Annotated in this window: 26 protein-coding genes; 6 read left to right on the forward strand and 20 right to left on the reverse strand. The window is 64.8% G+C overall.

Going from position 1 to position 20,890, the window contains the following annotated elements:
* Window positions 1-3: 3 nt before the first annotated feature.
* Genes NWI_RS04170 through NWI_RS04200 form a run of 7 tightly spaced genes read right to left on the reverse strand, consistent with a single transcriptional unit; the run spans window position 4 to window position 6,912 of the window.
* A complete protein-coding gene (locus tag NWI_RS04170; protein WP_011314118.1) occupies window positions 4-321 on the reverse strand; it encodes a head-tail joining protein in 318 nt (105 codons plus the stop codon).
* Window positions 318-668 (reverse strand): DUF2190 family protein, encoded by a 351-nt coding sequence (locus tag NWI_RS04175; RefSeq protein WP_011314119.1) that lies wholly within the window; start codon window positions 666-668, stop codon window positions 318-320. Before NWI_RS04175 ends, NWI_RS04170 begins: the two co-directional genes overlap by 4 nt.
* A gap of 29 nt (window positions 669-697) precedes the next feature.
* On the reverse strand, window positions 698-2,767 hold the full coding sequence (locus NWI_RS04180) for a prohead protease/major capsid protein fusion protein (protein ID WP_011314120.1): 2,070 nt from the start codon (window positions 2,765-2,767) through the stop codon (window positions 698-700).
* Window positions 2,768-2,784: 17 nt separating this feature from the next.
* The gene (locus tag NWI_RS04185) at window positions 2,785-4,320 is read right to left on the reverse strand and encodes a phage portal protein (protein ID WP_011314121.1); all 1,536 of its coding nucleotides are present in this window, start codon (window positions 4,318-4,320) and stop codon (window positions 2,785-2,787) included.
* Window positions 4,320-4,529, reverse strand: a complete 210-nt coding sequence (locus NWI_RS04190; protein WP_011314122.1) for a phage head-tail joining protein — start codon at window positions 4,527-4,529, stop codon at window positions 4,320-4,322. Before NWI_RS04190 ends, NWI_RS04185 begins: the two co-directional genes overlap by 1 nt.
* A gap of 18 nt (window positions 4,530-4,547) precedes the next feature.
* Window positions 4,548-6,392, reverse strand: coding sequence for a phage terminase large subunit family protein (locus tag NWI_RS04195; RefSeq protein WP_011314123.1), 1,845 nt, complete (start codon window positions 6,390-6,392; stop codon window positions 4,548-4,550).
* Window positions 6,340-6,912: a hypothetical protein gene (locus NWI_RS04200; protein ID WP_011314124.1), complete on the reverse strand. Its 573-nt coding sequence runs from the start codon at window positions 6,910-6,912 to the stop codon at window positions 6,340-6,342. Before NWI_RS04200 ends, NWI_RS04195 begins: the two co-directional genes overlap by 53 nt.
* A 108-nt stretch (window positions 6,913-7,020) precedes the next feature.
* Here NWI_RS04200 and NWI_RS04205 point away from each other — a divergent pair, with 108 nt between their 5' ends.
* Genes NWI_RS04205 through NWI_RS04215 form a run of 3 tightly spaced genes read left to right on the forward strand, consistent with a single transcriptional unit; the run spans window position 7,021 to window position 8,259 of the window.
* The gene (locus NWI_RS04205) at window positions 7,021-7,269 is read left to right on the forward strand and encodes a hypothetical protein (protein ID WP_011314125.1); all 249 of its coding nucleotides are present in this window, start codon (window positions 7,021-7,023) and stop codon (window positions 7,267-7,269) included.
* A gap of 24 nt (window positions 7,270-7,293) precedes the next feature.
* Window positions 7,294-7,752 carry a hypothetical protein gene (locus NWI_RS16385; protein WP_011314126.1) on the forward strand — a complete coding sequence of 153 codons (459 nt, stop codon included), beginning with the start codon at window positions 7,294-7,296 and terminating at the stop codon, window positions 7,750-7,752.
* Window positions 7,753-7,806: 54 nt separating this feature from the next.
* Complete coding sequence (locus NWI_RS04215; RefSeq protein ID WP_041344755.1) at window positions 7,807-8,259, forward strand: hypothetical protein; 453 nt, start codon at window positions 7,807-7,809, stop codon at window positions 8,257-8,259.
* 22 nt (window positions 8,260-8,281) lie between these two features.
* Here NWI_RS04215 and NWI_RS04220 read toward each other — a convergent pair whose 3' ends face one another.
* The 11 genes from NWI_RS04220 to NWI_RS04270 all read right to left on the reverse strand — a co-directional run bounded on the left by NWI_RS04220 (window position 8,282) and on the right by NWI_RS04270 (window position 17,239).
* A complete protein-coding gene (locus NWI_RS04220; RefSeq protein ID WP_011314127.1) occupies window positions 8,282-8,986 on the reverse strand; it encodes a pyridoxal-phosphate dependent enzyme in 705 nt (234 codons plus the stop codon).
* Window positions 8,983-9,909: a DNA methyltransferase gene (locus NWI_RS04225; protein WP_011314128.1), complete on the reverse strand. Its 927-nt coding sequence runs from the start codon at window positions 9,907-9,909 to the stop codon at window positions 8,983-8,985. The genes NWI_RS04220 and NWI_RS04225 overlap by 4 nt, the downstream gene beginning before the upstream one ends.
* Entirely contained in the window at window positions 9,902-10,645 is a 744-nt protein-coding gene (locus tag NWI_RS16390) for a ParB/Srx family N-terminal domain-containing protein (protein ID WP_011314129.1), read from the reverse strand. The genes NWI_RS04225 and NWI_RS16390 overlap by 8 nt, the downstream gene beginning before the upstream one ends.
* Before the next feature lie 402 nt (window positions 10,646-11,047).
* Entirely contained in the window at window positions 11,048-11,476 is a 429-nt protein-coding gene (locus NWI_RS04235) for a DUF6362 family protein (RefSeq protein WP_011314130.1), read from the reverse strand.
* Window positions 11,473-12,006, reverse strand: coding sequence for a hypothetical protein (locus tag NWI_RS04240; RefSeq protein ID WP_011314131.1), 534 nt, complete (start codon window positions 12,004-12,006; stop codon window positions 11,473-11,475). Before NWI_RS04240 ends, NWI_RS04235 begins: the two co-directional genes overlap by 4 nt.
* 14 nt (window positions 12,007-12,020) lie before the next feature.
* Window positions 12,021-12,728, reverse strand: coding sequence for a hypothetical protein (locus tag NWI_RS04245; RefSeq protein ID WP_011314132.1), 708 nt, complete (start codon window positions 12,726-12,728; stop codon window positions 12,021-12,023).
* A 214-nt stretch (window positions 12,729-12,942) separates the two neighbouring features.
* Complete coding sequence (locus NWI_RS04250) at window positions 12,943-15,174, reverse strand: helicase RepA family protein (protein ID WP_011314133.1); 2,232 nt, start codon at window positions 15,172-15,174, stop codon at window positions 12,943-12,945.
* 79 nt (window positions 15,175-15,253) lie between these two features.
* Window positions 15,254-15,889, reverse strand: coding sequence for a hypothetical protein (locus NWI_RS04255; protein WP_011314134.1), 636 nt, complete (start codon window positions 15,887-15,889; stop codon window positions 15,254-15,256).
* A gap of 41 nt (window positions 15,890-15,930) precedes the next feature.
* Window positions 15,931-16,716, reverse strand: coding sequence for a hypothetical protein (locus NWI_RS04260; protein ID WP_011314135.1), 786 nt, complete (start codon window positions 16,714-16,716; stop codon window positions 15,931-15,933).
* Entirely contained in the window at window positions 16,713-16,985 is a 273-nt protein-coding gene (locus NWI_RS04265; RefSeq protein WP_011314136.1) for a hypothetical protein, read from the reverse strand. The genes NWI_RS04260 and NWI_RS04265 overlap by 4 nt, the downstream gene beginning before the upstream one ends.
* Window positions 16,982-17,239, reverse strand: coding sequence for a helix-turn-helix transcriptional regulator (locus NWI_RS04270; protein WP_041345363.1), 258 nt, complete (start codon window positions 17,237-17,239; stop codon window positions 16,982-16,984). Before NWI_RS04270 ends, NWI_RS04265 begins: the two co-directional genes overlap by 4 nt.
* 451 nt (window positions 17,240-17,690) lie before the next feature.
* Here NWI_RS04270 and NWI_RS04275 point away from each other — a divergent pair, with 451 nt between their 5' ends.
* Genes NWI_RS04275 through NWI_RS04285 form a run of 3 tightly spaced genes read left to right on the forward strand, consistent with a single transcriptional unit; the run spans window position 17,691 to window position 19,264 of the window.
* On the forward strand, window positions 17,691-18,308 hold the full coding sequence (locus NWI_RS04275) for an ImmA/IrrE family metallo-endopeptidase (RefSeq protein ID WP_148203773.1): 618 nt from the start codon (window positions 17,691-17,693) through the stop codon (window positions 18,306-18,308).
* Window positions 18,308-18,598 (forward strand): helix-turn-helix domain-containing protein, encoded by a 291-nt coding sequence (locus tag NWI_RS04280; protein ID WP_011314139.1) that lies wholly within the window; start codon window positions 18,308-18,310, stop codon window positions 18,596-18,598. The genes NWI_RS04275 and NWI_RS04280 overlap by 1 nt, the downstream gene beginning before the upstream one ends.
* Before the next feature lie 30 nt (window positions 18,599-18,628).
* On the forward strand, window positions 18,629-19,264 hold the full coding sequence (locus NWI_RS04285; protein WP_011314140.1) for a hypothetical protein: 636 nt from the start codon (window positions 18,629-18,631) through the stop codon (window positions 19,262-19,264).
* Window positions 19,265-19,290: 26 nt separating this feature from the next.
* Here NWI_RS04285 and NWI_RS04290 read toward each other — a convergent pair whose 3' ends face one another.
* A complete protein-coding gene (locus tag NWI_RS04290) occupies window positions 19,291-19,974 on the reverse strand; it encodes a hypothetical protein (RefSeq protein ID WP_011314141.1) in 684 nt (227 codons plus the stop codon).
* Window positions 19,931-20,839, reverse strand: coding sequence for a DNA-processing protein DprA (locus NWI_RS04295; protein ID WP_011314142.1), 909 nt, complete (start codon window positions 20,837-20,839; stop codon window positions 19,931-19,933). Before NWI_RS04295 ends, NWI_RS04290 begins: the two co-directional genes overlap by 44 nt.
* Window positions 20,840-20,890 lie beyond the last annotated feature (51 nt).

Below are 20,890 nucleotides of genomic sequence, written 5' to 3' on the forward strand. Positions count from 1 at the left end.
GTGCTAAACCTTCACCGCCTCGCACGCGGCCACTAGCGCGAGGGCATCGCCCATCGGCTCGCCGATGATCTTGAACGTCTCGGCGCCGATAACGATCAGATCGCCCTCGGCGATCGTTGCGGATTGCGAGCGCCGTATATCGAGCGTGAGCGTGGGCAGCACGGCGCGACTTTCCCCGAACTCCGCCAAACGGTCGGGCGATTTTCGGATGATCCGCACCGCAACGCCTGGACCGACGCCGCCCGCCTTCCACACCGCATCTTCACCGATATTGGGATCGGCGAAGAGCGCATCAATCGCCGCGATGAACGCATTCGTCACGGTTCATTGGCCCGGAAGGATGCATTGAGCCGAACGCGACCGACGGTGTTGCCGGCGCCGCCGGCGACAGCCGCCACCGCGACGCCGATCAGCAGCGAGCCTGTGGCGACGCTGGTGCAGCGTTTGTTGGTGTCGTCCCAATAGACGAGCTGGCCGGCGGTCCAAGCCTGCGAGCCGATCTTGGTGAGATCGAAGACGCCGGACGTCTTGAGGGCGACATCGGCGCCGTTCGCCGCATCGCCGATGGCGACACCGAAAAGCTGCCCGGTCTTCGCGCCCTGGCCGGAGGTGAGGGCATAGGGCGCCGCCACGGTGACGACATCGCCCGCTTGATCGAAATTCTTCATTGGATTTTCTCCGAAGGTGGTTCAGGCGATCAGACGCCCGGGTTGTAGAAGAGGCCGCGGAAATCGAGCGCCTTGGCCGCGAAGTCGTGCCTGATCTTGAATTCCACGCCATCGACCTCGAAGCCGACGCGCTGGTCCATGAACGGCTCGGTCTGGCCTTCGAGATGCGCGTATTCGATGGTGTCGATCGCGTTCGGATCGGCGCAAAGCCACCACGGCTGCGGACCGCCAGGCTTGTAGAGCCGCGGCTCTTCGATCGGCTCAAGGCTGTTGGCGAAGGCGTTCACATCCGCCGCCTTGGCGGGCGTCACGGCGGCAATCATTTTGCGAGCCTCGATCGAGCGCGTGCCCGGCGGCACGAGGATGAAGCGCGGGATCACGGAGATATATTCCGCGTCCGCGCCGCTGATGTCTTTTTGCTGGGCCATCAGTTCCCACGCCTGGCTGAGCGCGGCTTCGGAGATCGCCGCGGCCGTGCCGAGGTTGCCATGCGTGGCGTGGAAGAGGGCCACGCCGTCGGCCAGCACGCCGTTCGCCAGAAGCTCGTTATAGACGAGCGCGCTCTCCAGTTCGGCAGCCTTCTGGCCGGCGGTGTTGAGCGCCCGGTCGAACGCGCGCAGATCGTCGTTGACGATCGCCTGCCGGGTTAGCGCAACGATCCGGCCATAGGTTGCGAGCTTGTAGGTCTCCCGGCCTTCCGCGATCGTGCCATAGGTGAACTCGGCGCCTTCCATCACCGGCTTGAGCGGCGGGAAGTTGCCGATCTGGGTGGGATACATCGGCTTGAAGTCGGGCGCTGTGGTCCCGCGCGTCCAACGGGTGAAGGTGCGCGGCGTAACCTGATAGGCCTGCCGCAGACGCTTGCCGGCGACGGCCGCGAGGATCAGCGGGAAGTCCGACGAGGAATGCAGGCCGGCGGCGCGGGTGGCGGCGTGGACGATCTCGTTGCCGGTCATTCCGCGGGTTGCCTGGCCGGCGACGGCGAGGCTGTCCCGGGCGACATCAACGAGCGACATGCCGCGATAGTCCCGCGCCCGGTCGGTCATGGTGAAGGCGACAGGCGCTAGGCGATGCAGGATCGCTTCGACGAGCGCCTCACGGCGCGTGACCGTTGCGTCGAGCCCGCCCGCCGGGAAGGAAACGGCAGTGTGGCCGGCACCGCGTTCATCGCGGCGGGCAAGCTTGTCGAGGATCAGGCGACGGGCTTCCTCGATAGCGACTCCGCGCGTCACCAGATCATCGGCGAAGGCGCGGTCGAGTTTGAAGCGATCGGCAAGGCCGAAGATCGCCCCGACGCGCTCGCGCTCCTCGGTCCGGACTTGATCGAGATCGGCCGCGGCAATGGACGGGTTGGGCGGCGCCGGCGTGGCGCGCTCGTTCGCGGCAGGCGCGGGCGGCGCCCGGTCAGTATGGGCATTCGGAGGCGAAGCCTCCGGCGCGGCTTCGCGGGTCTGGACCGGTTCGTCCATGGCGGCAGTCTCCATTGTTCGAGAAAAGGGTTCGATCAGTTCGAAGGGAAAGGTCGGCGCATCCTCCGCAGAGCGGACTTGCGCGCCGGGATCGGCGCCGACGGCGACGAAGGACAGTTCGTGCGGCGTCCAGCGTTCGACGAACCAGCGTTCGGGTTCGCCGACTCGTTTGGGCCGTTCGACCCGCACCTTGTCGATGTGGTAGCCGACCGAGATGTTGCGAACGATCCCATCGGTCACGAGCGCGAACAGGCGATCGGCGGCTTCATCGACGCCAGGCTTCGGGAAGCGCAAGGCGGCGCGGCCTTCGCCCTTGTCGATCCAGGCGCGTTCGACGACGCCGATAATCGCCCGCGTCGTCCATTGCGAATGGCTGTCGAGCACCGGCGCGCCGGCATCAAGGCGCGAGAGATCGACGGCATCGCGCGAGACCACTAGGATTTCCTCGTAGTCGATCGCGGTATCAAAGCCGGTCCAGCGACGTCGGCGCACGGACGCTCCGGTGGTCCAGACGACTTCGACGGTTCGGGTCTCGGCCTCGATGGAGGCGACCGGCGCAAGCCGGGTCTGCATCGGCAGCGCATTCGCCAAAGGCGCTACGCCGCGCGAAGGCGGTTGAGCAGGTTTCATGGTGTCCTCGAAGGAGATCAGTCGCCGGGCTTGGGCTTCGACTTGCCCGGCTGCTCGTTGTCTGCGGTGTCGCCGGCGGGATCGTTCGGATCGGGTTGCGCCGTGCCGGCGTTGGTCATCATGCGCGGGTCGCTATCGAGCACGATCTTCAACCGATCGAGAGCTGAGTTCATTTCAGCGATTTCGCCAAGTTGCGAAGCCGGATCGTAACCCTGCCGGGCGATGGCCTGGGCGAGAGTCATGGTGCCCGAGCGCAGCATCAGAAGATCGGCCTGCGCGTCCTTCAAGGGATCGACGGCATCAAAGCGCGGCGGTTGCCATTCGACCTTGACCACGGGGTTCGGGATCAAACCCGCAACCCAAGCCGCCTCGGTGAACCAGCGCCAGACCGGTTCGCAAAAGCCCGGGATCACCAATTGCCATTGCAGGGCATCGACCATGCGCCGGAACTCGACGAGACCGCCGCGTAGGCTCGAATAGTTGACTTGAGACAGATCGCCTGTGAGCAACTCGTAAGGCACGCGGTATCCGGCGGCGATGATGTGCAGCTGCGCCCGCAGCCATTCCGAGACGCCAGCCGTTGAAGCGGGCTGGTTGAACTTGATGTCCTTGCCGCCGCGCGCATAGGCGATCAGGCCGGGTTCGAATTGCTCGATGGTCTTGCCTTCGGCATCGACGACGGTCGGCGCCACGCCCTGATCGGCCTCATCCGCGCCGAGCACCACGCCAACGAGGCAGGCCTCGGTTTTCTTGCGGACAAGCTCTGCGTTGGTCCAATCATCAAGATCACGCATCGCCCGCATGGCCGGCGCGCCCCAGGGCACGCCGCGGCTCTGCACGCGCTGGCGCTCGAAGAGGTGGGCGATGCCATCTGCAGGCACGCGCGCCGAGGTGAGGCTGCGCGACAGCGGCACGCTGGTGTCGCCGGGATGATCGGGAAACAGCCAATAGGCGCGGCGTCGGCCGATGGCGTCATATTCGATGCCGCGCACGATCCGTCCGCCGTCGGGAAGCGCAGCGATCTTGGTGTCGTCGAGATGATCGGCTTCGAGAAGCTGAAGCTGCAAGGGCACGGGCAGCTTATCTTCGGTGCGGCGGATGCGACGGCGCAGAAACACGTCGCCGCCTTCGATCATCTCGCGGACGGCAAGCGTGGTGAGTCCGTGGAAATCGGCGAGGCCATCAGCATCTGATCTTGCCGCCCAGGCTTCCCATAGTTCATTGATCCGGTTGTCGAGCGCGTCGGTTCCGGCCGCCGCGCGCGGCCTGATCCCGGCGCCGACGATGTTGTTCACCAGCACCGCCACGGCCTTCGCAGCATGCGGATTGTTGCGCGTCAGATCCCGCATGCGGTCGCGCAGCCGCGACGCGCCGGAAGCGATCTCGCCATCGGCGGAGCTGGACGACGATCGCCAGCCATCAGTGCGCCGTCCGACCGCTGCGCCATCATAGGCGCGCGCCAGCTTCTCGAACGCCTGGCGTTCGAGAAGGCGCTTGCGGGCCGCACCCGGTGCGACGCTGGCGAGAGCACGATCGATCCAGTTCGCGGCCATCAGCGATCACCGCGGCCGAAGCTTGCAAATCCCGCTATGGGGCGCGGATTGCCAGATGTGCTGGCAATCTCAGTCTCGATGGTGCGAATGCGCTTCAGGAGATCGTCCGCCGAGCCATACTCGACGGTCTTCCCATCATAGGTGACGCGCAACGTTCCGCCCGCGAAGGCGCGCTTTAGCGCATCGAGTTCGGTCTGCGTCCAGGGCATCGGAAATCCCGCGATAGGTTAGAACCATTTGTCGCGCCGCCCGAGCCATTCGGAGCGGCGCACGGGCGCGGTCGTGGGCGTGACGCCGCGCTGATCGACGGGCCGCGCTTCGTCCTCGGCTGCGACCCGAAGCTCTTCTTCGAGCGCTTCGAACTTGGCGTCGTCGAACCGGTCGATCCCGAGCAGCCATGCGGCGGCGCGGGCATAGACCCGGCAATCCAGCGCCTCATTGCGCTCGCGCATCTGCCGCCATTCGAGTTTGGAGAAGCCGCGGCGGTCGCGCACCGTCACCAGCTGCTCGGCGACAAGCTGCTTCACCCATTCGGCGGTGACGCTCTTCGGCAGGTGCATGAAGCCGTCCGGAAACGGCGTGTCTGCGGCGAGTTCTTCGTCCGTCGGGCGGTCAAGCCGCAGGAAGCGATAGGTCTCCGACTTGAAGACTGCGACCGAGACCTTCCAGAGCTTCACACCACGCCGGATCGTGCGGCCGATCGCAAGCCGCGCGATCCGCATCCGCGCGCCGTTCTCGTGACGCCACGTCTGGCCGAGCAACGCCGTTAGCTTTCCCCAAACCTCCTCGCGCGAAGTGTCGCCTTCGAGCACGATGTGTTCGACGAGCGCGCTGGTGAGCCTTCGGCCCCACGCCCAGATATCGACCTCGATCCGGTCGTGCTGAACGTCGGCGCCTGCCGTGAGGATCAGGCCGCACATTGGCACCAGCGGTGCGAAATCTTCCCGCCGCTCGTAGAGGCGCTGCCAATCCGGTGCTTCGCCGCGTTCCTGCCACGTCTCGCCGAGCAGCGTGTTCTTTGCGGCTTTGAGCGCCGCATCATCACCCTGGGCCGCTTCCCATTCGCGGGCGATATCGGCCCAGCCAAGCCAGCCCACCGGCGAATAGAGCCCGGAGATGTGAAAGCCGACGCAATGCGGGTCGGCCGGAGTGGCGGTGGCGCGCCATTCGCCCGCCGACAGCATCGCGGTCTTGTGGTGCTCGGCGATCGGCTGATCGCAAGCCTCGCAGTGATAGGCAGCGCTCGCCGGTTCGCCGCTCGTCCATTTCAGGCGTTCGAACTTGAGCCATTGGGAGAGGCCGCAATGCGGGCACGGTACGAAGAATCGGCGCTGATCGCTCGCTTCGAATTCCCGCTCGATCCGGGACAGGCCCTTGATCGTCGGCGTCGAGACAAGAAACACCTTGGCGCGGTGGCCGAAGGTGCGCGTGCGGGCGATGGCGAGCGCGACCGGATCGCCTTCGCCATCGACATCGCCCTCATAGGCGTCCACCTCGTCGAGGAAGACATAGCGCGCGGGCATTGAGCGCAGGCCGACGGCGGAGTTGGCGCCGGTCAAGACAAGCTGCCCGCCTGCGAATTTCTTGGCGAGTACCGTGTTGCCGCTATCGCGCGAGCGCGACGGCAGGATCAGCGCCCGAAGTTCCGGGCTTTCATCGATCAGCGGCTCGATGCGCTGTTGTGACAGGCGTTTGGCGAGATCGGTCGTCGGCTGAACGCCGAGGAACGGACCCGGCGCCTGATGGATGCAATAGCCGATCCAGTTGTTGCCGGCCTCGGTCGCGCCGACCTGCGCCGCTTTCATGAACACGATCCGCCGGGCCGAACTGCCGGGCGAGAGCGCATCCATGACGCCGCGCATATAGGGCGTCCGGTCGGTTCGATAGCGGCCCGCCTCGGACGAAGCGCGCGAGGACAGAAAGCGATAACGATCCGCCCAAGCCGAAACCGTCAGAGCCGGATCGGGCGCAAGGCCACGGCTCCAGGCGGTAATGATCTCCGCGCGTCCGTCGAAGCCTTCATCGAAGCTCGATGCCGATTTGGCTGAGTTCTTCGAGATGGCGTCGGACATGGGCTTCGAGAACCTGCTCGCAGCGGTGAGGATCGATTTGCAGTTCGGCGGCGATCAGGGCGGCGGCGCGCGCCGGCCATTGCACCCAAGCGTCGCGTTCGCGCCTGGCGAGCGCAAAGACCGTTGAGACCGCGCGCGAGCGATCGACGAGATCGCCCTTGAGCTTGCCAAGACGGATGCGGCGCTCCTGCGCCTTGATCACCTCGTTGGCGGTGCGCGCCTGGACGAAGGTCATGTTGCCGGCGGCGGGCGCGGGCTCACCGCTTTCGCGCAAGGTTTCGCGGACCGCTTCGACTGCCGCAATCGGCACGGGACGCGGTGTGCCGCGCGGCGGTGGCGGCGATTTGGCCACGGGGCGAACTTGCGCGGGGTCGGAGCTCGATCCCCAGGCGCGATCCGCTTTCTCGGGATCGATCGTGCCGTCGTCCTCTACGGCGATCCGGCCCGAGGCGATGGCCTTTCGAACCGCCATGTCGGAGACGCCGCGATGGCGCGCATAGGCCCTCCGCGACAGACCCATGGGCTGCGCTCCCAATCGAAAATAATTAGCGATTAGAGCGACTTAGGAGTTGCTCCGATTTGTGTGTCGAGGCTGTCTGCGACCCGTCCTAACCCACGGAGATCGCTCATGAAGCGCCGCAAAGTTCATCCCGCCGACGCCGCCAACGCTGCAGTTCTCGCCAACGCCGTTCGCTATGACGTTGCCCTGTTCCTCGGAACCGGGCGCTACGCCCGGGCGAGCGCGCCGACCCTTGAAGATGCGCGGATTGAGGCGATGCGCCTCGTCGCCGATAACCCCACACCGTTCGGCAAGCGCCTTCCGCTGATCTACGGCGTCACCGCCGAAGGCCGTTCGGCGCTTGTCACTTCGAACTGAACCCGATCCTGAAGGAGCACGACCATGACCACGGAAGCCACGACCTACGACAAGAAGTTCAACGCCCAGCGCGGTGCGCAGCGCACCGGGTTGAAGCCCGGCGAGTTCGAAGTGTTCAAGACGCCCGATGGCCGGTTCGGCTGGCGGGCAATGGCGACAGACACCGATGGCCAGCCGCCGATCAAGACCACGGAGTCCGAGCTGGCAACGTCGCCGACCAGCCCAAAGCCCGGCAAGCGCAAGGCGATCATCGAGCAGGCGCAGGCGGGCGCGCTTCCGGCAGCGCCGGATTTCTCCAAGCCGACACATGCGCGGTTTCGGGCGAAGCTCGCCAAGCTGGTGACGCTGGTCGAAGCGAGCGATGTCGAAGGCCTGAAGGCCATCGAGATCAATCCGGTTTCAACGAGCCCGAAGGCCATGGCGCGCTATCGCGATCTCGCGCTCATCGCCATCGAGGCGCGTCGCAGGCAATCGGCGATCTGAGGGCCGAACTGACAGCGAACACGGAACGCTTCGCAGAAGAGGTCAGGAGCGCTAATGTCGCTTGAATCAAACAACGTCATGAGTCTTGAAAACATCGGGCGGAGCAAAATGAACCCTATCGAATACGCGTTCCCGACTGATCCGTCCTCTACCAGTTACTGCGTCTTTCCTGATGTGCTTGAGCGCGATGATCTGGTGCTGTTTCATGCGACCCCAATCGCAAATTTGGAGCCGATACTGAAGAATGGCTTCATAATTCCCGACCCCACAGGCACCAATGGGCTACCTTCAGTTTCCTTCGCGAAGCAAAGCTCCATGGCTCTGGGCCACGCTATGCAAATGCGCCAAGATCGGTCAGGGGAGTACTGCATTCTTGCAGTGCGCTATCATTCCCTTGAGCGGAAGGGGTTGAAGAACAACGTGAGTGATATTCACGACTACACACTCGACCCCCCTCCGCAAATTGTCGGCTACTGCAAAGTGCCGACAGCTTATGTTCATGTCTGACTATCAAGATCACTTGATGCAATTAAGGCCGGGCAGGCCCAGCGACATTCCAGAACACGACGCGGCCCGGACCCTTCCGGGCCGTCATCGTCTCCCAAGCCTTCGCGTCGTAGTGCGGATCGGACGGAAACGGCGATATCGCTTTCGCGACATCGGAGAATGGGCGCGGATAGACGTGGATCGTGGCGTTCGCCACGTCCTCGCGCGCAAGTTCCCGTCCAACCTGAACGACATGGCGGCGGGCACGAGGCCAAGCTTTATCCAGCGCCCGGGCCAGCACGCCGGAGCCAGCCGCACACCAGAGTTCATCGGGATCAAGCCCGGTCGCCAGCGCGGCGTCTGCAAGGCGTGTGATGGCTTCGGGCAGATCGACGCCGAAGGGCACAAGCCGCGCGCCGCTCGTTTTTGCATAGTCCTTCGCGCGAGCTTGCACGACCGAGAGATAGCCGGGCCGAACCGGCACCACCTTCGCACCGAGCCTTGCCGCTTCCAGCGTTCGCGGATGGAGCTTGGCTCGCGCCGCGACAAAGATCGTCGCGCGCTTGCCGAGATCCTTCGCGACGGTCGCGAGCGCGGTTTGCGCGCCGCCCTCAGCCGGGCTGGCGTAGACGGCTTCCTCCGCGCCTTCAAACAGCACCGGCATGAACCGCGCTTTCGTGCCGCCCGGGAAAAGATCGTCGCGGATCACTGATACGCCGCCGTGCTCACGGACAATCGGCGGCGTCATGCCAAGGCCTCCTCGATCTCGCCGAATTCGACTTCGCCGCAGGCTTCGGTTGCGCGCCGGGGATCGCCTTTGACGAAGACCAGAACGCTTTGGTGGGTGCGCCCTAGTTTGCGCGCGGCGGTGAACTGGCGACCGGTTCGGATCGGCAGTGATCCGACGGCGGTCACGAGGATCGCCTCGTTGTAAAAGCGCGCGCCCGCCGCCTCGAAGGCTTCGACCGTTCGGCCTGGCAGGTTGACGTAGAAACCGCGGTCGTCGCGCACATCGCCGACAACCCAGACCGCGAAGCGATCGTCCTTCAATCGGGCGACGGCGGCGGCGATGATCGCGGCCTGCGCCTCGAAGAACGCGGCCTCACCCATCGTCGAAAGATCGGCAGGATCGTCGGAATAGCGTTCGAGGTTCCAATAGGGTGGGCAGGAGAAGATCAGGTCCGCCGCGACATCCGCGGCAATAGCGCCAAGATCGCGCGCGTCGCCGACGCGCCATTCCGGCGACGGTTCGACGGCGATTGTGACCTGCGCGCGGTTCGCCTCGACCTGCTCGTGCCGAAGTTCGATCCCGACGTAGCGACGCCCCAGACGCGAGGCGACGATGCCGCGCACCGAGCCGCCCGCAAAGGGATCGAGCACGGTTCCGCCTTGCGGGCAGAACCAGCGATAGGCGATTTCGCACAAGACCGGATCGAAGATCGACGTGCCGGAAGCGGTCGGCGCGTCGGACGCCTCGTAGTGGTCGGCGAGGAATTCTTCTGTCGTCAGCTCGCGGCCGATCTCCGCCTCGCGAGCCCGCTTCTTCGAATAGAAGCCGGGATCGCCCGATGTGTGCGACGGCATCAGCACGCCGCCGTTGGTGGTCGCGCCGACCTCATGCTCGCCCCGCATCAGATCCTGACCGAACGTGCGGGCGAGACCCTTAGCCATGGGCGGGTTTGTCCTTCTTGCCGGTCCAGCCGCGATCGAGCGGGCGGGGTGATCCGCCGGGCGCTGCATTGTTCCGGTTGCGATAGTGATTGAGACCGGGCTCGGTCACGCCGTCGGCGACGCCATAGGTCGCGCCTTCGCCGCGTCCAAGTTCCGAGCGAATGCCGAGATCGATCCAGGCGCGCTTGCGGTCCTGCCACCAGCCCTTGCGGGCATCGAGCACCGAGAAGGGCGGAATGCCGAAGCGCTCGGCAAGGGTCGCGCGTTGTGTTTCGGTCGAGGCATCGGACGATGGCTCGCCATCCGCCGCGCCATCGCCGCCGGCATCGGCGTCAAGGCCATCGAGCAACCGGCCGAGTTCCTCTTCGGCAAAGCCCAGAAGATCGAGATCGAAGGCGTCTTCATGCAAGGCGGCGATTTCGGCCTTGAGCATCGCATCGTCCCAGGCCGCATTTTCCGCGATCCGGTTGTCGGCGATCACCAGCGCCCGGCGCTGCGATTCCGAAAGATGCGAAAGCACGATGACCGGCACTTCGGCGAGACCGAGCTTCTCGGCGGCGAGAACGCGCCCGTGGCCGGCGATGATCACATCGTCGGCGCCGATCAGCACCGGGTTCACGAAGCCGAACTCGGCAATCGAGCCCGCGATCTGCGCAATCTGATCGCCCGAATGCGTCCGTGCGTTGCGGACATAGGGGATCAGCCGCGCAATCGGGCGGCTCTCGATGGCGAGCATTGTGTCTCCGTTGAATGCGAACCGGGGTGCGAACCCGCGAACCTCAAGGGCGGGGTGCGAACCCGGTTCGCGAACCTGCCGCTAGCAAAGGATCGCGCTGCCGCCGCCCGCATACGTTGAGGGCCTGGAAGAACCTAAAAGGGGCGGGGATCGGCGGTTTCGCGCCGCATGCGCGTTGTCGTCGGGATAAGCGTTCGAATGCGAGGGTGCGCGGGATCGTGGTGTTGATGCCTGCACCTCTCGCGATCATGCCAACAAATATCGCGAAAACCTCTGAATTTGTCTCGCTCGAAGTTAGACGAACTGGCGTCAATGCGCGCCTGTTGAGCGCGGGCAAGAGCCGCCCCCACGTCGTCGAATGCGCGTTCAAGTCGTCCCTACGCGCGCGCGAAGAGGCGTGGTTCATGACGCCTGTTTCCTCGGCTTCGACATGCGCGGCTTGTCGTCGGCGTGCAAGCGATGGCTGATCTTGATCAGCGCGGTCGCCCACCAGCGCCAGGCTGTCGCCCTGCTCACGCCGAGCCTTCGACAGATCGGCTTCCAGCGCATGCCCTCGGCGCGCAGCCACACAACGCGCGCCTCTTCGGGTTCGAGCCAGAACAGCCAGGCGAAGCATTCTTCCATGCGGTCGATGGATTGTGGCGTCGCCCAGACCTTCATGGGCTGGCGCTCCATGGCCATGATTTCCCATGTCGTTCGCACAATGGCGGGCCAGACGTTGAAATAGCCCTGCGGCTTGTCGTCAGGCAGGCGGCGCAGTGTGCGTGCCGCTTCCTCGAAGCGGTCCTCGATCTCGTTCGGCGAGAGCGGTCCAGACAGGCGCTTGCTCATTGCGCGCCTCCGATCTCATTGGCGATGGCCCAGGCGAGAAGGGCCAGAGCATCGGCCTCGTTGTCGTCCTTCGGCAGGAAGCCTTGCGCCCGCACGGCGCGGATCACGTCCTCCTTCGGCGCGTTGCCTTTGCCGGTGGCGTGGCGCTTGATGGTGGCCACAGGCACGCCGAGATAGGGCGCGGCCTTGCGCTCGCACCACGCGGTGAGATGGGCGAGGAAGCCGCCATAGACCTGCGCGGCAAGCGTTCCGGCGTGGGCGCGGACTTCCTCGAACACCACGGCGTCGAACGGGCCAGCGTCGCGGTTGAGATCGGCGAGGAATTTCTCGAAGCGCAGAAACGCCATGCCCGCGCCTTCGAAGCGGCCGGGACGAAATTCGGTAACGCCTGAGGCAATCCGGCCCGAGCGCGGCAGCACGGCCCATCCGGTTCGGGTGCCAAGGTCAAGCGCGAGGATCGTTCGCGACGCCGGCGGCGCCACGGCGGGCGCCGGCGGGATAGCAGGGTTTTCAAAGGCGAGGGCAAGCATGGGTTCCTCCTGAGCTAGAACGGGATGTCGTCGCCGCGTTCCCAATCGATCGGCGGCTTGGTGGATGGTGTTTCGGGACGGGGATCGAGCAGCGGCGCGTAAAGCCCTGCGAAGCCCGCAGAACGGTTTCGGCGATTGCGGGCTGGCAGTTTGCGGGCAGGCTTCGTCTCGCGTTCTGTGGCCACGACAGGCGCGGCAGAACCGATCGCAAGTTTGGCGGTTGTCCCTGCGGGCCGAACCGCGGTGACTTCGGCGCCGGGGAAGGCCTCTTTCGTCGCGCGCACCGTGTCACCGAAGGCTTCGATCGCAATCGCCACTTCAGCCAGCGTCCAGACCGCGCCCTTGCGTTCGTGTCCCAGCGCAAAGGCCTCGTCGGAATCGCGCACGATGGCGATCACCTCGCCGGTTTCGGGCAGCACGGCTTCCCAGATCGTCGGCGCGAGCGGTTTCCAGCCTCCGGTGATCGCGGCGGCGTCGAGCGCATTCCACGCCCGCAGCATGGCTTCGGCCTGGGCCGAGATCGCTGCCGAAATATCCGAACGGATTGCCTCGTCGAGACGTTCGGCTTGCGACCGAAACCGAACGGCGAGCGGCGCATCGACGAGCTTCGGAAGGCGATCAATTCCCCATTTGCGTTCCATGGCCGAAGCCACCGCATCGAGGCGATCGAGCGAGGCCTTCGCCAGATCGGCTGAGGGCATCGGGTTCAGGGCGGCGGTCATGCCTGCGCCCTCCGATGGAAGCGCGGCGCGGCACGCCCTCGCGTGCGCGCCCGCGCGGTATCCCCGTAGGGGATACTGACCTGTCTCCGTTTCCGTCTCCGCTTTGAAATCAACGGGTTAGCGGGACGTTTCCGCGTCTCCGCGACGTTTCCGCCTCCAATGAAATCAAACACTTGGCGGATGTCTCCGCCGCTTCTCCGCCAGCATGTTGCGGTCATTCGAACTCCTCCGCAGGTTCATGATTTCGGCGCTGGTCGGAGCGCATATCGCGCTCGTCCAAAGGGACGATCCGCAGGCCGTAGGTTTTGGTTTTGGCGTCGAAGCGCGTCCGTTCGATCGCACCGCCGCCCATCAGGCGGGCCAACACATCCGCGACGGTTTCAGACGCGATGCGCATTGCCTTGCCGACGATCCCCGGCGCATAGCGATCCTTCGCCCGGGGTTGTTCGGAGAGCGGCGAGCCTGCGTTCCAGGCGGTTCGGATCGCTTCGAACAGCGCGCTTTCGATTTCAGCGGCGCGATCCACTTGCGGCGCGCGCTCGTTCGGATCGCCGGGCACCAGCGCGCCGACTTCCTCGCCGTTGGCGATGATGATCGACACTCGCTTGAACCAGCGCGCCGAACCGGACGCTAGCGACAGGTTCGCCTTCGCATCATCGAGACGCACCCACAGGCGGCGCTCATCCGCATCGAGGCCGAACTTGTCGGCGTCGCTCTGCGACATGGCGAAGAGCGTGCGCATGATCCGAGCGACACCGCCGAGCGACGACGCACCGCGCGAGGCCGACAGCGATCCCGTCCACGCATCGGGCGAAGCCGATGGCGGCTTGCCGGTGTGGTGGACGATGACGACCGCGCAATCGCCGCGCCGGGCCACTTCGCGCCACATGGCGGCGACGGCCTTGATCTGGGCGTTGTTGTTTTCGTCGACCTCGTGGGTCTCGACGAAGGGATCGACGATCAGGAGGCCGATGCCTTCGGCCTGCACCCGTTCGATGATGGCTTCGATATCCGGCAGGCGCACCACCGCGCCGTCCTTGGTCGCCTTGGCGATGACGAGCGGGCGCTCAGAGCCGGAGTTAAGACCGAGCTTGCCGCGCAGATCAGCGGGCGCGACGTTCCATTGCTGCATGATCGCAGCCAGGCGGCGGCGCAGTTCGTTGCGGTCGTCCTCGTTGTTCCAGACCCACGCCTTGATGGTCTCATGAACGGTTTCGCCGACGATCTCGCCGCGACCCGTGACGCCGGCCACTGCCAGTGCAATGCCGAGTGTGGATTTGCCCGCACCGGGAGGTGCCACCAGCACGGTCAGATGGCCGCGGATCGCGAATGAGCCGACGAGCCAGCGGCGACGCGGGATCATGGCGGCGCTTGCGCCATCCTCCCATTCGATCTCCATCGGAGGCGGCGGAAGCTTGTCCTCGATCGTCACGACCGGGTTTGGCAGGTTCCACTTGCGCCGCGCGCCCGTGATCATCGAGTTGAGTTGAAGGCACGTCTGGTCGACTGTGTAGCTTCGCCCGTCCGGCCCGTTGCCGATGGTCAAGGCGGGCGCGAATGCCAGGATCTCGGCGTTCGACAATCCGCGCGCCACCCAGTTGCCGACGAGCCGCACGGTGTTCTGATGCCAGTGGTCGTTGCGCTGGATCGCGGCCAGCGTCGCCTCCACCGACAGACTGCCGATAGGCAGTTCGAGCGGCTTCGGCGTCGAAGGCGCCATTGAGGGCGCCGACGGCTCGGACGCTGCCGGAGCAGTCTGGAGGAGCGGCGCGGGCGCGGCGAAGGCCTGCGTGAGCGCCGACGCCCAATAGGCCGGCGGGCGATCATCTTCGGGGATATGGACTTCGGTAGATTCGACAACGCGGCCCGGCTTGAGCGGCCAGGCAATCGATCCGCCGAGGCGCAGCACGCGGCCGGGGTTCGAGACGGTGCTGTCGCCGCCCAGCGCGAGGCCGATGCTCGAGCACAACGCCTTGATCGCCGCGGCGTCCCGCTCGGCGTCCACAAGCCGCCACCAGAATTGCGCGCGCATATGGGGATGGCGACCGGTGACAACGGTCATGGTCGCCGGAACACCTGCCGCCTTCGCCGCTTTGATGGCCGCTTCGACGCAATCATCATCGATATCGGCCCAGGCGAAGGGCGCGGAATGGAAATCGGAATCAGCAGTGCGCTTCGCCAGCGCGGTGCCGGGTTTGCGGAGCGCCGCGCCGACATAGACGTTGCAGCGTTCGGTGCGGTTCAGTTCAGCGGCACGCTCGACCAGCTCTTCGAGCTGATCGGTGCCGAACATCTGCGCGTTGCGAAGCGAGCCGGTCGCCGGATCGGTCCACGCCAGTTCGACGAGCCCATCGAGCGCACCGTCGAAGCCGCCGCCGAATACCAGTTCGACATGGCGGAGCATCGCGGTGCGATCGGGCTCGGATTCTGGCGCGTGCGTCGTCATTCGCGCTCCGGCGCGTTGAAGGGATCAGGGCGGATGGAAGAAAAGGCGGCGCTCCCGGCGATCCGAGAGCGCCGGAAGGTCAGAAGTCGGTTTCGTAAATCGGCTGCGGCGCAGGCTTCGCGGCGGGCGGCGGCACATGGGCGACGGGCGCGGGCTTCGACGCTGCGGCGGCGTTGCCTTTCCAGACCTCGCTCTCTTCGACAGCCGAGGCGTCCGGGAAATCAGCCGGACGATCGACCCACTTCGTCAGTTCGAGCTTCGGCCGGTAGTTGGTGCCATACTTGTCTTTCATGGCGTCTGCGCCGGTGCAGGTGATCACCGGCACCTTGCCGCGGTTCTCCGTGCGCCCGGCCTGTTCCTCGAACACCGCATAGACATCGCGGATGGCGTTCGATACGTGGATCGAGGCCGAGGCCATCTCGACGGCGCCGCCGAAGAACTTCGGCGAGAAGGCCATCACGACGAATCCGCGCTTGAAGCCCTCGCCGGGAGTGGGCGCGACCTTATCCAGTGCCGGATCGATCAGCCGTTCCGGCGCCTGGCCTTCCTGAAAGCGCAGCCAGCCGGTGCGGATGTTGGCGAGGTCGAGCAGGAAGGTGGGACGGGCGATTTCCAGATCGCCGCCGCCCTCCGCGCGGATAAACCACTTGTCCGACTTGGCGTTGTATTTGACGTAGGGGCGGATTATGCCAGAAGCGCCGATATTGAGTGCCATTGTTCGTCTCCTTGAGCGTTGAGCCTTGAGCGGTTGAGGGTTCAGAACCCGAAGACATCCCGGCCCGCCGCGCGAACGGATGGGTCCGACCAGTAGAAACTGTCGAAGTCCGGGACGATGAGACCCGCGAGCTCGCGGGCGTCATGGGAGAGGGCGAGGAAGCGCCCGAGCGAGAGGGCGATAAGCCGAAGTGCCGCGAGGTGCGCGCGCACGTCATCGCCCGACATTTCGAGAACCTGGACCTGCCGCCCATCGCCCTTGGCCGGAGCGGGCTTGGCGTAGGCGAAGCGCATCCCGAAATTGCCGTGGGCGGTGGCATAGACCGCGCCTTGCCGGCCGTGGCTTGCGCCGATCACTGACGGCAGTCGTTCGGTGGTCTTTAGGTCGACGATCAGGCCGTGGCCTGAGAACCGCCAATCGACGAAGCCGATCACCGGAACGGCGATATCGTCCAGGCGGATTTCAACCTTGCCTTGATAGCCGTCGGCATCGGGCAGACCGTATTGCCGGAGTTCGGCCAGCGCGCCGCGCACATAGCCCGGCAGTTTCTTGCGTTCGTCGTCGCGGCGCGGATCGGGATTGAGCGCGGTTTCGCGATCGAAGGCGCTTTCCGCTTCCGCTATGCAGGCCTCAACGGGAAGCGCCGGATCGTGAAGGCCGATATTGACGCCGGCCTCGACCGCCTTGCCGCGTGCGGCGGGAATGCCGGAGGGCGATCGCCGCCCGAGCAGGCGTTCCATGATCCAGAGCGCGGGTTCGGCCGCCCAGAGATTGAGGGACGAGGCGGAGAGATGGCCGATGTCATGCCGTTCGAAGGGGTTGCTCATCGCACGCCCCCACGGATCAGGATCTCAGCGCCGCGTTCGATCAGGTCGGACGGGGTGTCGAGGAATTCGACATCCTCGTCGCGGAACGCCACGCCGAGTTTCAGTTCGACATCGCCGACGAAATCCAGCCGGGCGATCGGATCGATCTGCCACAGGCGATCTTCAGCGGAAGGATGTTCGCCGAAGCGCTCATAGAAGGCGGAGCGGACGGCATTGGCGGCGAGCGCGCGGGCTTCAAGCCGCTCGGCAATCATCAGGGGCGCGATCATCGGGCGGACCCCGTGCGCTTCGAGACCACCGGCCCGCGTTCCTGGGAGATCATCCATTCGCGGAAGGCATCGGCGCGATAGAAGACGCGGCGGCCGATCCGGACGCAGGGCGGGCCGATCCGGCGGGTCTGCCAGCGTTGCAAGGTCGCGGTCGAGATTCCGAGCGCTTCGGCGACCTCGCGCCGCCCCATCCAGCCTTGCATCAGTTCCGCGGAAGCGGCTCCGTTTCGTTGCGCGTTAACTTGATCGTCCATGCCCGTTTCCTTGTGTCCTTGCGGTTCCGATGACCGCAAAGGGACCACGGCGGGCCGGCGTCAGGCAGGGTTGAAACGGGCGCAAACGGGGCGGAAACAATAGGGCGTGGGCATAAAGACGGGCCGAATACGGGCGGAAACACGGGCATAAACAAGCGCAAGCGTGTTTTGGCCGCCTCAATCCACCGTCGGAGGCGGCGCGTACCTTGCCGTCAATCCACAACGCGAAAGCGCTGCCGTCGAAGAATCGACTCGACTCCAGAGGCGAAAGAACATATCAAGAACTGACTGTTGACCAATCGGGTTATGAAAGGAGGAGGAGATGGTTCTGGCCATCGCATATCCAAGCACTGCGGCGGGAGATCCCCATCGCTTGAGCGCTCAGAAGATCGCGAGCATCGCCAGCGACATCCGCGCCCGCCTGTTCGGGGTTCAGCCAAGGCCGGTCGATGTGGCGGCGCTGATCGCGAAGACCGCGCGCCTAGTCGTCAACGGCAAGCCGATCAACCTGTCCTGGGGCCTCGATCGACCGATCCACGACGAGAACGGCCACGAGGCGCTCGGCGTTTGCGAGAACGATCCCGAACTGCCCGACACGGTGATGATCAGCATCAACGCCAGCCTGCTGGCTCATCAGCCGGAGGTGATCCGTTCAACCGCCGCGCACGAGTTTGCGCACGCCATCTTCGACATGCCGGCGGCGATGGGCGGCAACATCCGGCGGACGTTCCGAACATCGGTTGCGCCCGCCATCGCCAGGCCCGGGGCACCGATCGATTGGGTCGAATGGCGGGCCGACGAGTTCATGGGCGCGTTTCTGGTTCCGGCCGACAAGCTCGCGCGCGTGCTGCCGAAGCACGCAAGTGCCCTGGATCTGCCTTTCCACTGGCGCGCTGCACCCGATGGTCGCTCCGTTCCCTTCGTCGATCTCGATCCGAGCGAGGGCACACTCGGCCTGCTGGTCGATGACCTCGCCGAAGCGTTCGGCGTGACCGCCGCCTTCATGTCGGTGCGGTTGGCGAAGGGCGGCTTCATCGGTCGGCGCTTTGAAACCGGGAGCACGCTCTGATGGCCTTCGGTCAAACCGTCCGCTTTCACCGCAATCAAAAGGGCTTCGGCCTGAATGAGTTCGCCGAGCGTCTCGGCGTCTCGCCTGCCTATTGGAGCCGCGTCGAGCGCGAGCAGGAAAACCCGCCGCGCGACGATCTCGTTGAGCGCGTCGCCGCCATCCTTGAAGTGAAGCTCGACGATCTGTTCTGCGAAGCCGGGCGCCTGCCGCCCGATCTTCGCGGCGATATCAAAGCCGTTGTGACGCTCTATCGACGCAGCCGCGACGCAAGGAATTCCACCAGCAAATGATGACCATGACCAAATAACGAGTGTTTCGAGATGCCAGCGCCGCCCCGTTCCTTTCTGACCGTTACCGACACCGCGATCCGCTGGCAGGTTCCCGCCCTCGACATCGCGGGCTGGGCGATCGACGGCGAGATCGCACTTTCGGCCGTGCTGCCGACGGTCGAGACGGCCGACAAGCAGATCGCCTCGGGGATCGTGGAGATCGACGGCGCGGACGTGGTCGCCTTGTTCCGGCGTGACGGCGCATCGCGCAAGCCGGCGCTGGTGCGGCGTTTCCGTCGTTCGAAGAAAACGGAGTGGGAGTGGATTGCGCGCCCGGTCGATGGTGTCGCCGTCACCTCCGCCGACGTGATCATCCTGCGCAAAGAGTTTGAGCGTTGCGAACGCGCCTGGGGATTGTTCGACGCGGGTGCGGCCGAGAGCGGCCCGAAGGCATCAACACAAGCCAAGCGCGCCGCCGGGCCGGGCGCGCCGCCCAAGCACGATTGGGACGCCTTCGCAGGCGCCATCGCTCGGCGTGTGCACGATCATGGCATGCCGGTCAGCCAGGGCGAGTTGGTGCGCGATATGATGGATTGGTTCGCGGGCCGGGAGGATTTCCCGCCGCCCGACGAACGGACGGTGCGGCGGAAAGTTTCGGCAATCTGGAAGGAGCTTGCTTCTCAATAGTTCGGCAAGGCCCTTAAGCCGTCAAACTACTGGTCGAGGTCTGTGAAAAATTCGGAGAAGTCGATTGCCTCTGGCACGCGGCGAGCAAGAAATAGGCCTGTGATCCTTGCCGCTGGAAAGCGCCGCTTCAGTACGTTTGACATCGCGCGGAACCTACATCCTGTGACCAACAGATCGTCAACAATGCCGATCCATGTGGGTTCGTTTTGCACGAGCGTTTCGTCGATTGCATAGACGCTTTCCCAGTCGCCTGGCGGCGGTCGATTAGCGCTCTCGTGCGCCGCCGCCATCGGATGTGTTTGCCGAATAAGTTCTCGAACGTCTGGATTTACTCCTGCCGGCGCTCTTATGGCGCGCAGCATGTCCATAACGCGATCGTCATACTCCGGGTCTGTTTTGAGCTTTGACGGCGGAACCGGCACAAGCGTCAACTGAGACAAAGCCGCGCCCAGATTCCGCGTGAAGGCGTTCGCGGCAGCGTTAATCGCCAGCGCCTTGTACCGCCAACTCGCCGTGCCACGGAATCGAACGGGCTTCTTAAAGTTTAGGATGAGCTGGTTTGTGGCGCTGTGGGAAAAGCCTTTGCGTGCCGAATAGTCCCCAAAAAACAGGCACTCGTCCCCGGCTTCGAGGAAGGTGTGATCGCCGCGCGTGAGCTCGTCGATCTTAGTGAGACGTGACGGGAACGATGTGTCGCCGGATGTCGTCATAGTCGGCGACGCGGATCGCCCCGCGCTCCTCAAATGTGTGTGGCCATTTCAGTTCCGGATTGCGGAAATTGCTCTCCAATATGAAGACCTTTCGACCTTGCTTCAGAGCATGGCGCGCTTGCACCAAGGTTCCCGACGTCTCTCCGGCTTCCACGATGATTGTCGCGTCGGTCAGCGCGGACATTGTGATATTGCGCTCCGGAAAGAAGAAGTTGTTGGACGTTGGATTCTTCTGATTGCTGTAGCGCTTCACGGGCACCTGGCTGATCAGCAGGTGATGCTCGGCAATTTGTTGCTGCAGTTTCGCATTCGACGCAGGGTAGGATTTGGAGAGCGGCGTTCCGAGGACGGCGATCGTTCGCCCGCCCAGTTCGATCGCGGCGGTGTGCGCCGCCGTGTCCACGCCAGCGGCCAAGCCCGACACAATAGTGAAATCGTCTTGCAGAAGCGATTTCACGAGCCTGCGTGTTCTGGCCAGTCCCTCTGCGGAGGGCTTCCGCGTCCCGACGACCGCAACCGATCTCGGCGAGTTCACCAATTCCCACCAGCCTTGGAAGTAAAGAAGCTCAATCGGGTGATCAGCGACTCGCAGGCGCTCCGGGTAGTCACCGGCACCATGGACGCGGACGCCATAGCTCTTGATGCCAGCGTCCTTCAGACGAGCGTGAACATCGTTTGCATATGAAGACGCACGCGAGCGTTCCACAAAATCTGACGGCACCGCGCCTTCCTGCTTCGAAAAGAGATCTGCGATGGATTTGAAGCTCGCGCTCTGCTCGTCCCACAGCGACTCATACGCACCGAGTTCCAGAAAGGGCGAGACGGCGCGCTGAGCAAAGTCCTGTGATATGAGCTCCAGTTGCATGCCTTCTCCCTCTTTCCGATTAAAGCCTCGCCCGACGGGACGTGAACAAAT

Origin of the sequence: Nitrobacter winogradskyi Nb-255 (genome assembly GCF_000012725.1) — a bacterium.
In the GTDB taxonomy this organism is placed as follows: Bacteria; Pseudomonadota; Alphaproteobacteria; order Rhizobiales; family Xanthobacteraceae; genus Nitrobacter; species Nitrobacter winogradskyi.

Coding starts and splice junctions, on each gene's coding strand:
- NWI_RS04175 (WP_011314119.1), bottom strand. CDS start 668: ATGAAGAATTTCGATCAAGCGGGCGATGTCGTCACCGTGGCGGCGCCC.
- NWI_RS04180 (WP_011314120.1), bottom strand. CDS start 2,767: ATGAAACCTGCTCAACCGCCTTCGCGCGGCGTAGCGCCTTTGGCGAAT.
- NWI_RS04185 (WP_011314121.1), bottom strand. CDS start 4,320: ATGGCCGCGAACTGGATCGATCGTGCTCTCGCCAGCGTCGCACCGGGT.
- NWI_RS04190 (WP_011314122.1), bottom strand. CDS start 4,529: ATGCCCTGGACGCAGACCGAACTCGATGCGCTAAAGCGCGCCTTCGCG.
- NWI_RS04195 (WP_011314123.1), bottom strand. CDS start 6,392: ATGTCCGACGCCATCTCGAAGAACTCAGCCAAATCGGCATCGAGCTTC.
- NWI_RS04200 (WP_011314124.1), bottom strand. CDS start 6,912: ATGGGTCTGTCGCGGAGGGCCTATGCGCGCCATCGCGGCGTCTCCGAC.
- NWI_RS04205 (WP_011314125.1), top strand. CDS start 7,021: ATGAAGCGCCGCAAAGTTCATCCCGCCGACGCCGCCAACGCTGCAGTT.
- NWI_RS16385 (WP_011314126.1), top strand. CDS start 7,294: ATGACCACGGAAGCCACGACCTACGACAAGAAGTTCAACGCCCAGCGC.
- NWI_RS04215 (WP_041344755.1), top strand. CDS start 7,807: ATGTCGCTTGAATCAAACAACGTCATGAGTCTTGAAAACATCGGGCGG.
- NWI_RS04220 (WP_011314127.1), bottom strand. CDS start 8,986: ATGACGCCGCCGATTGTCCGTGAGCACGGCGGCGTATCAGTGATCCGC.
- NWI_RS04225 (WP_011314128.1), bottom strand. CDS start 9,909: ATGGCTAAGGGTCTCGCCCGCACGTTCGGTCAGGATCTGATGCGGGGC.
- NWI_RS16390 (WP_011314129.1), bottom strand. CDS start 10,645: ATGCTCGCCATCGAGAGCCGCCCGATTGCGCGGCTGATCCCCTATGTC.
- NWI_RS04235 (WP_011314130.1), bottom strand. CDS start 11,476: ATGAGCAAGCGCCTGTCTGGACCGCTCTCGCCGAACGAGATCGAGGAC.
- NWI_RS04240 (WP_011314131.1), bottom strand. CDS start 12,006: ATGCTTGCCCTCGCCTTTGAAAACCCTGCTATCCCGCCGGCGCCCGCC.
- NWI_RS04245 (WP_011314132.1), bottom strand. CDS start 12,728: ATGACCGCCGCCCTGAACCCGATGCCCTCAGCCGATCTGGCGAAGGCC.
- NWI_RS04250 (WP_011314133.1), bottom strand. CDS start 15,174: ATGACGACGCACGCGCCAGAATCCGAGCCCGATCGCACCGCGATGCTC.
- NWI_RS04255 (WP_011314134.1), bottom strand. CDS start 15,889: ATGGCACTCAATATCGGCGCTTCTGGCATAATCCGCCCCTACGTCAAA.
- NWI_RS04260 (WP_011314135.1), bottom strand. CDS start 16,716: ATGAGCAACCCCTTCGAACGGCATGACATCGGCCATCTCTCCGCCTCG.
- NWI_RS04265 (WP_011314136.1), bottom strand. CDS start 16,985: ATGATCGCGCCCCTGATGATTGCCGAGCGGCTTGAAGCCCGCGCGCTC.
- NWI_RS04270 (WP_041345363.1), bottom strand. CDS start 17,239: ATGGACGATCAAGTTAACGCGCAACGAAACGGAGCCGCTTCCGCGGAA.
- NWI_RS04280 (WP_011314139.1), top strand. CDS start 18,308: ATGGCCTTCGGTCAAACCGTCCGCTTTCACCGCAATCAAAAGGGCTTC.
- NWI_RS04285 (WP_011314140.1), top strand. CDS start 18,629: ATGCCAGCGCCGCCCCGTTCCTTTCTGACCGTTACCGACACCGCGATC.
- NWI_RS04290 (WP_011314141.1), bottom strand. CDS start 19,974: ATGACGACATCCGGCGACACATCGTTCCCGTCACGTCTCACTAAGATC.
- NWI_RS04295 (WP_011314142.1), bottom strand. CDS start 20,839: ATGCAACTGGAGCTCATATCACAGGACTTTGCTCAGCGCGCCGTCTCG.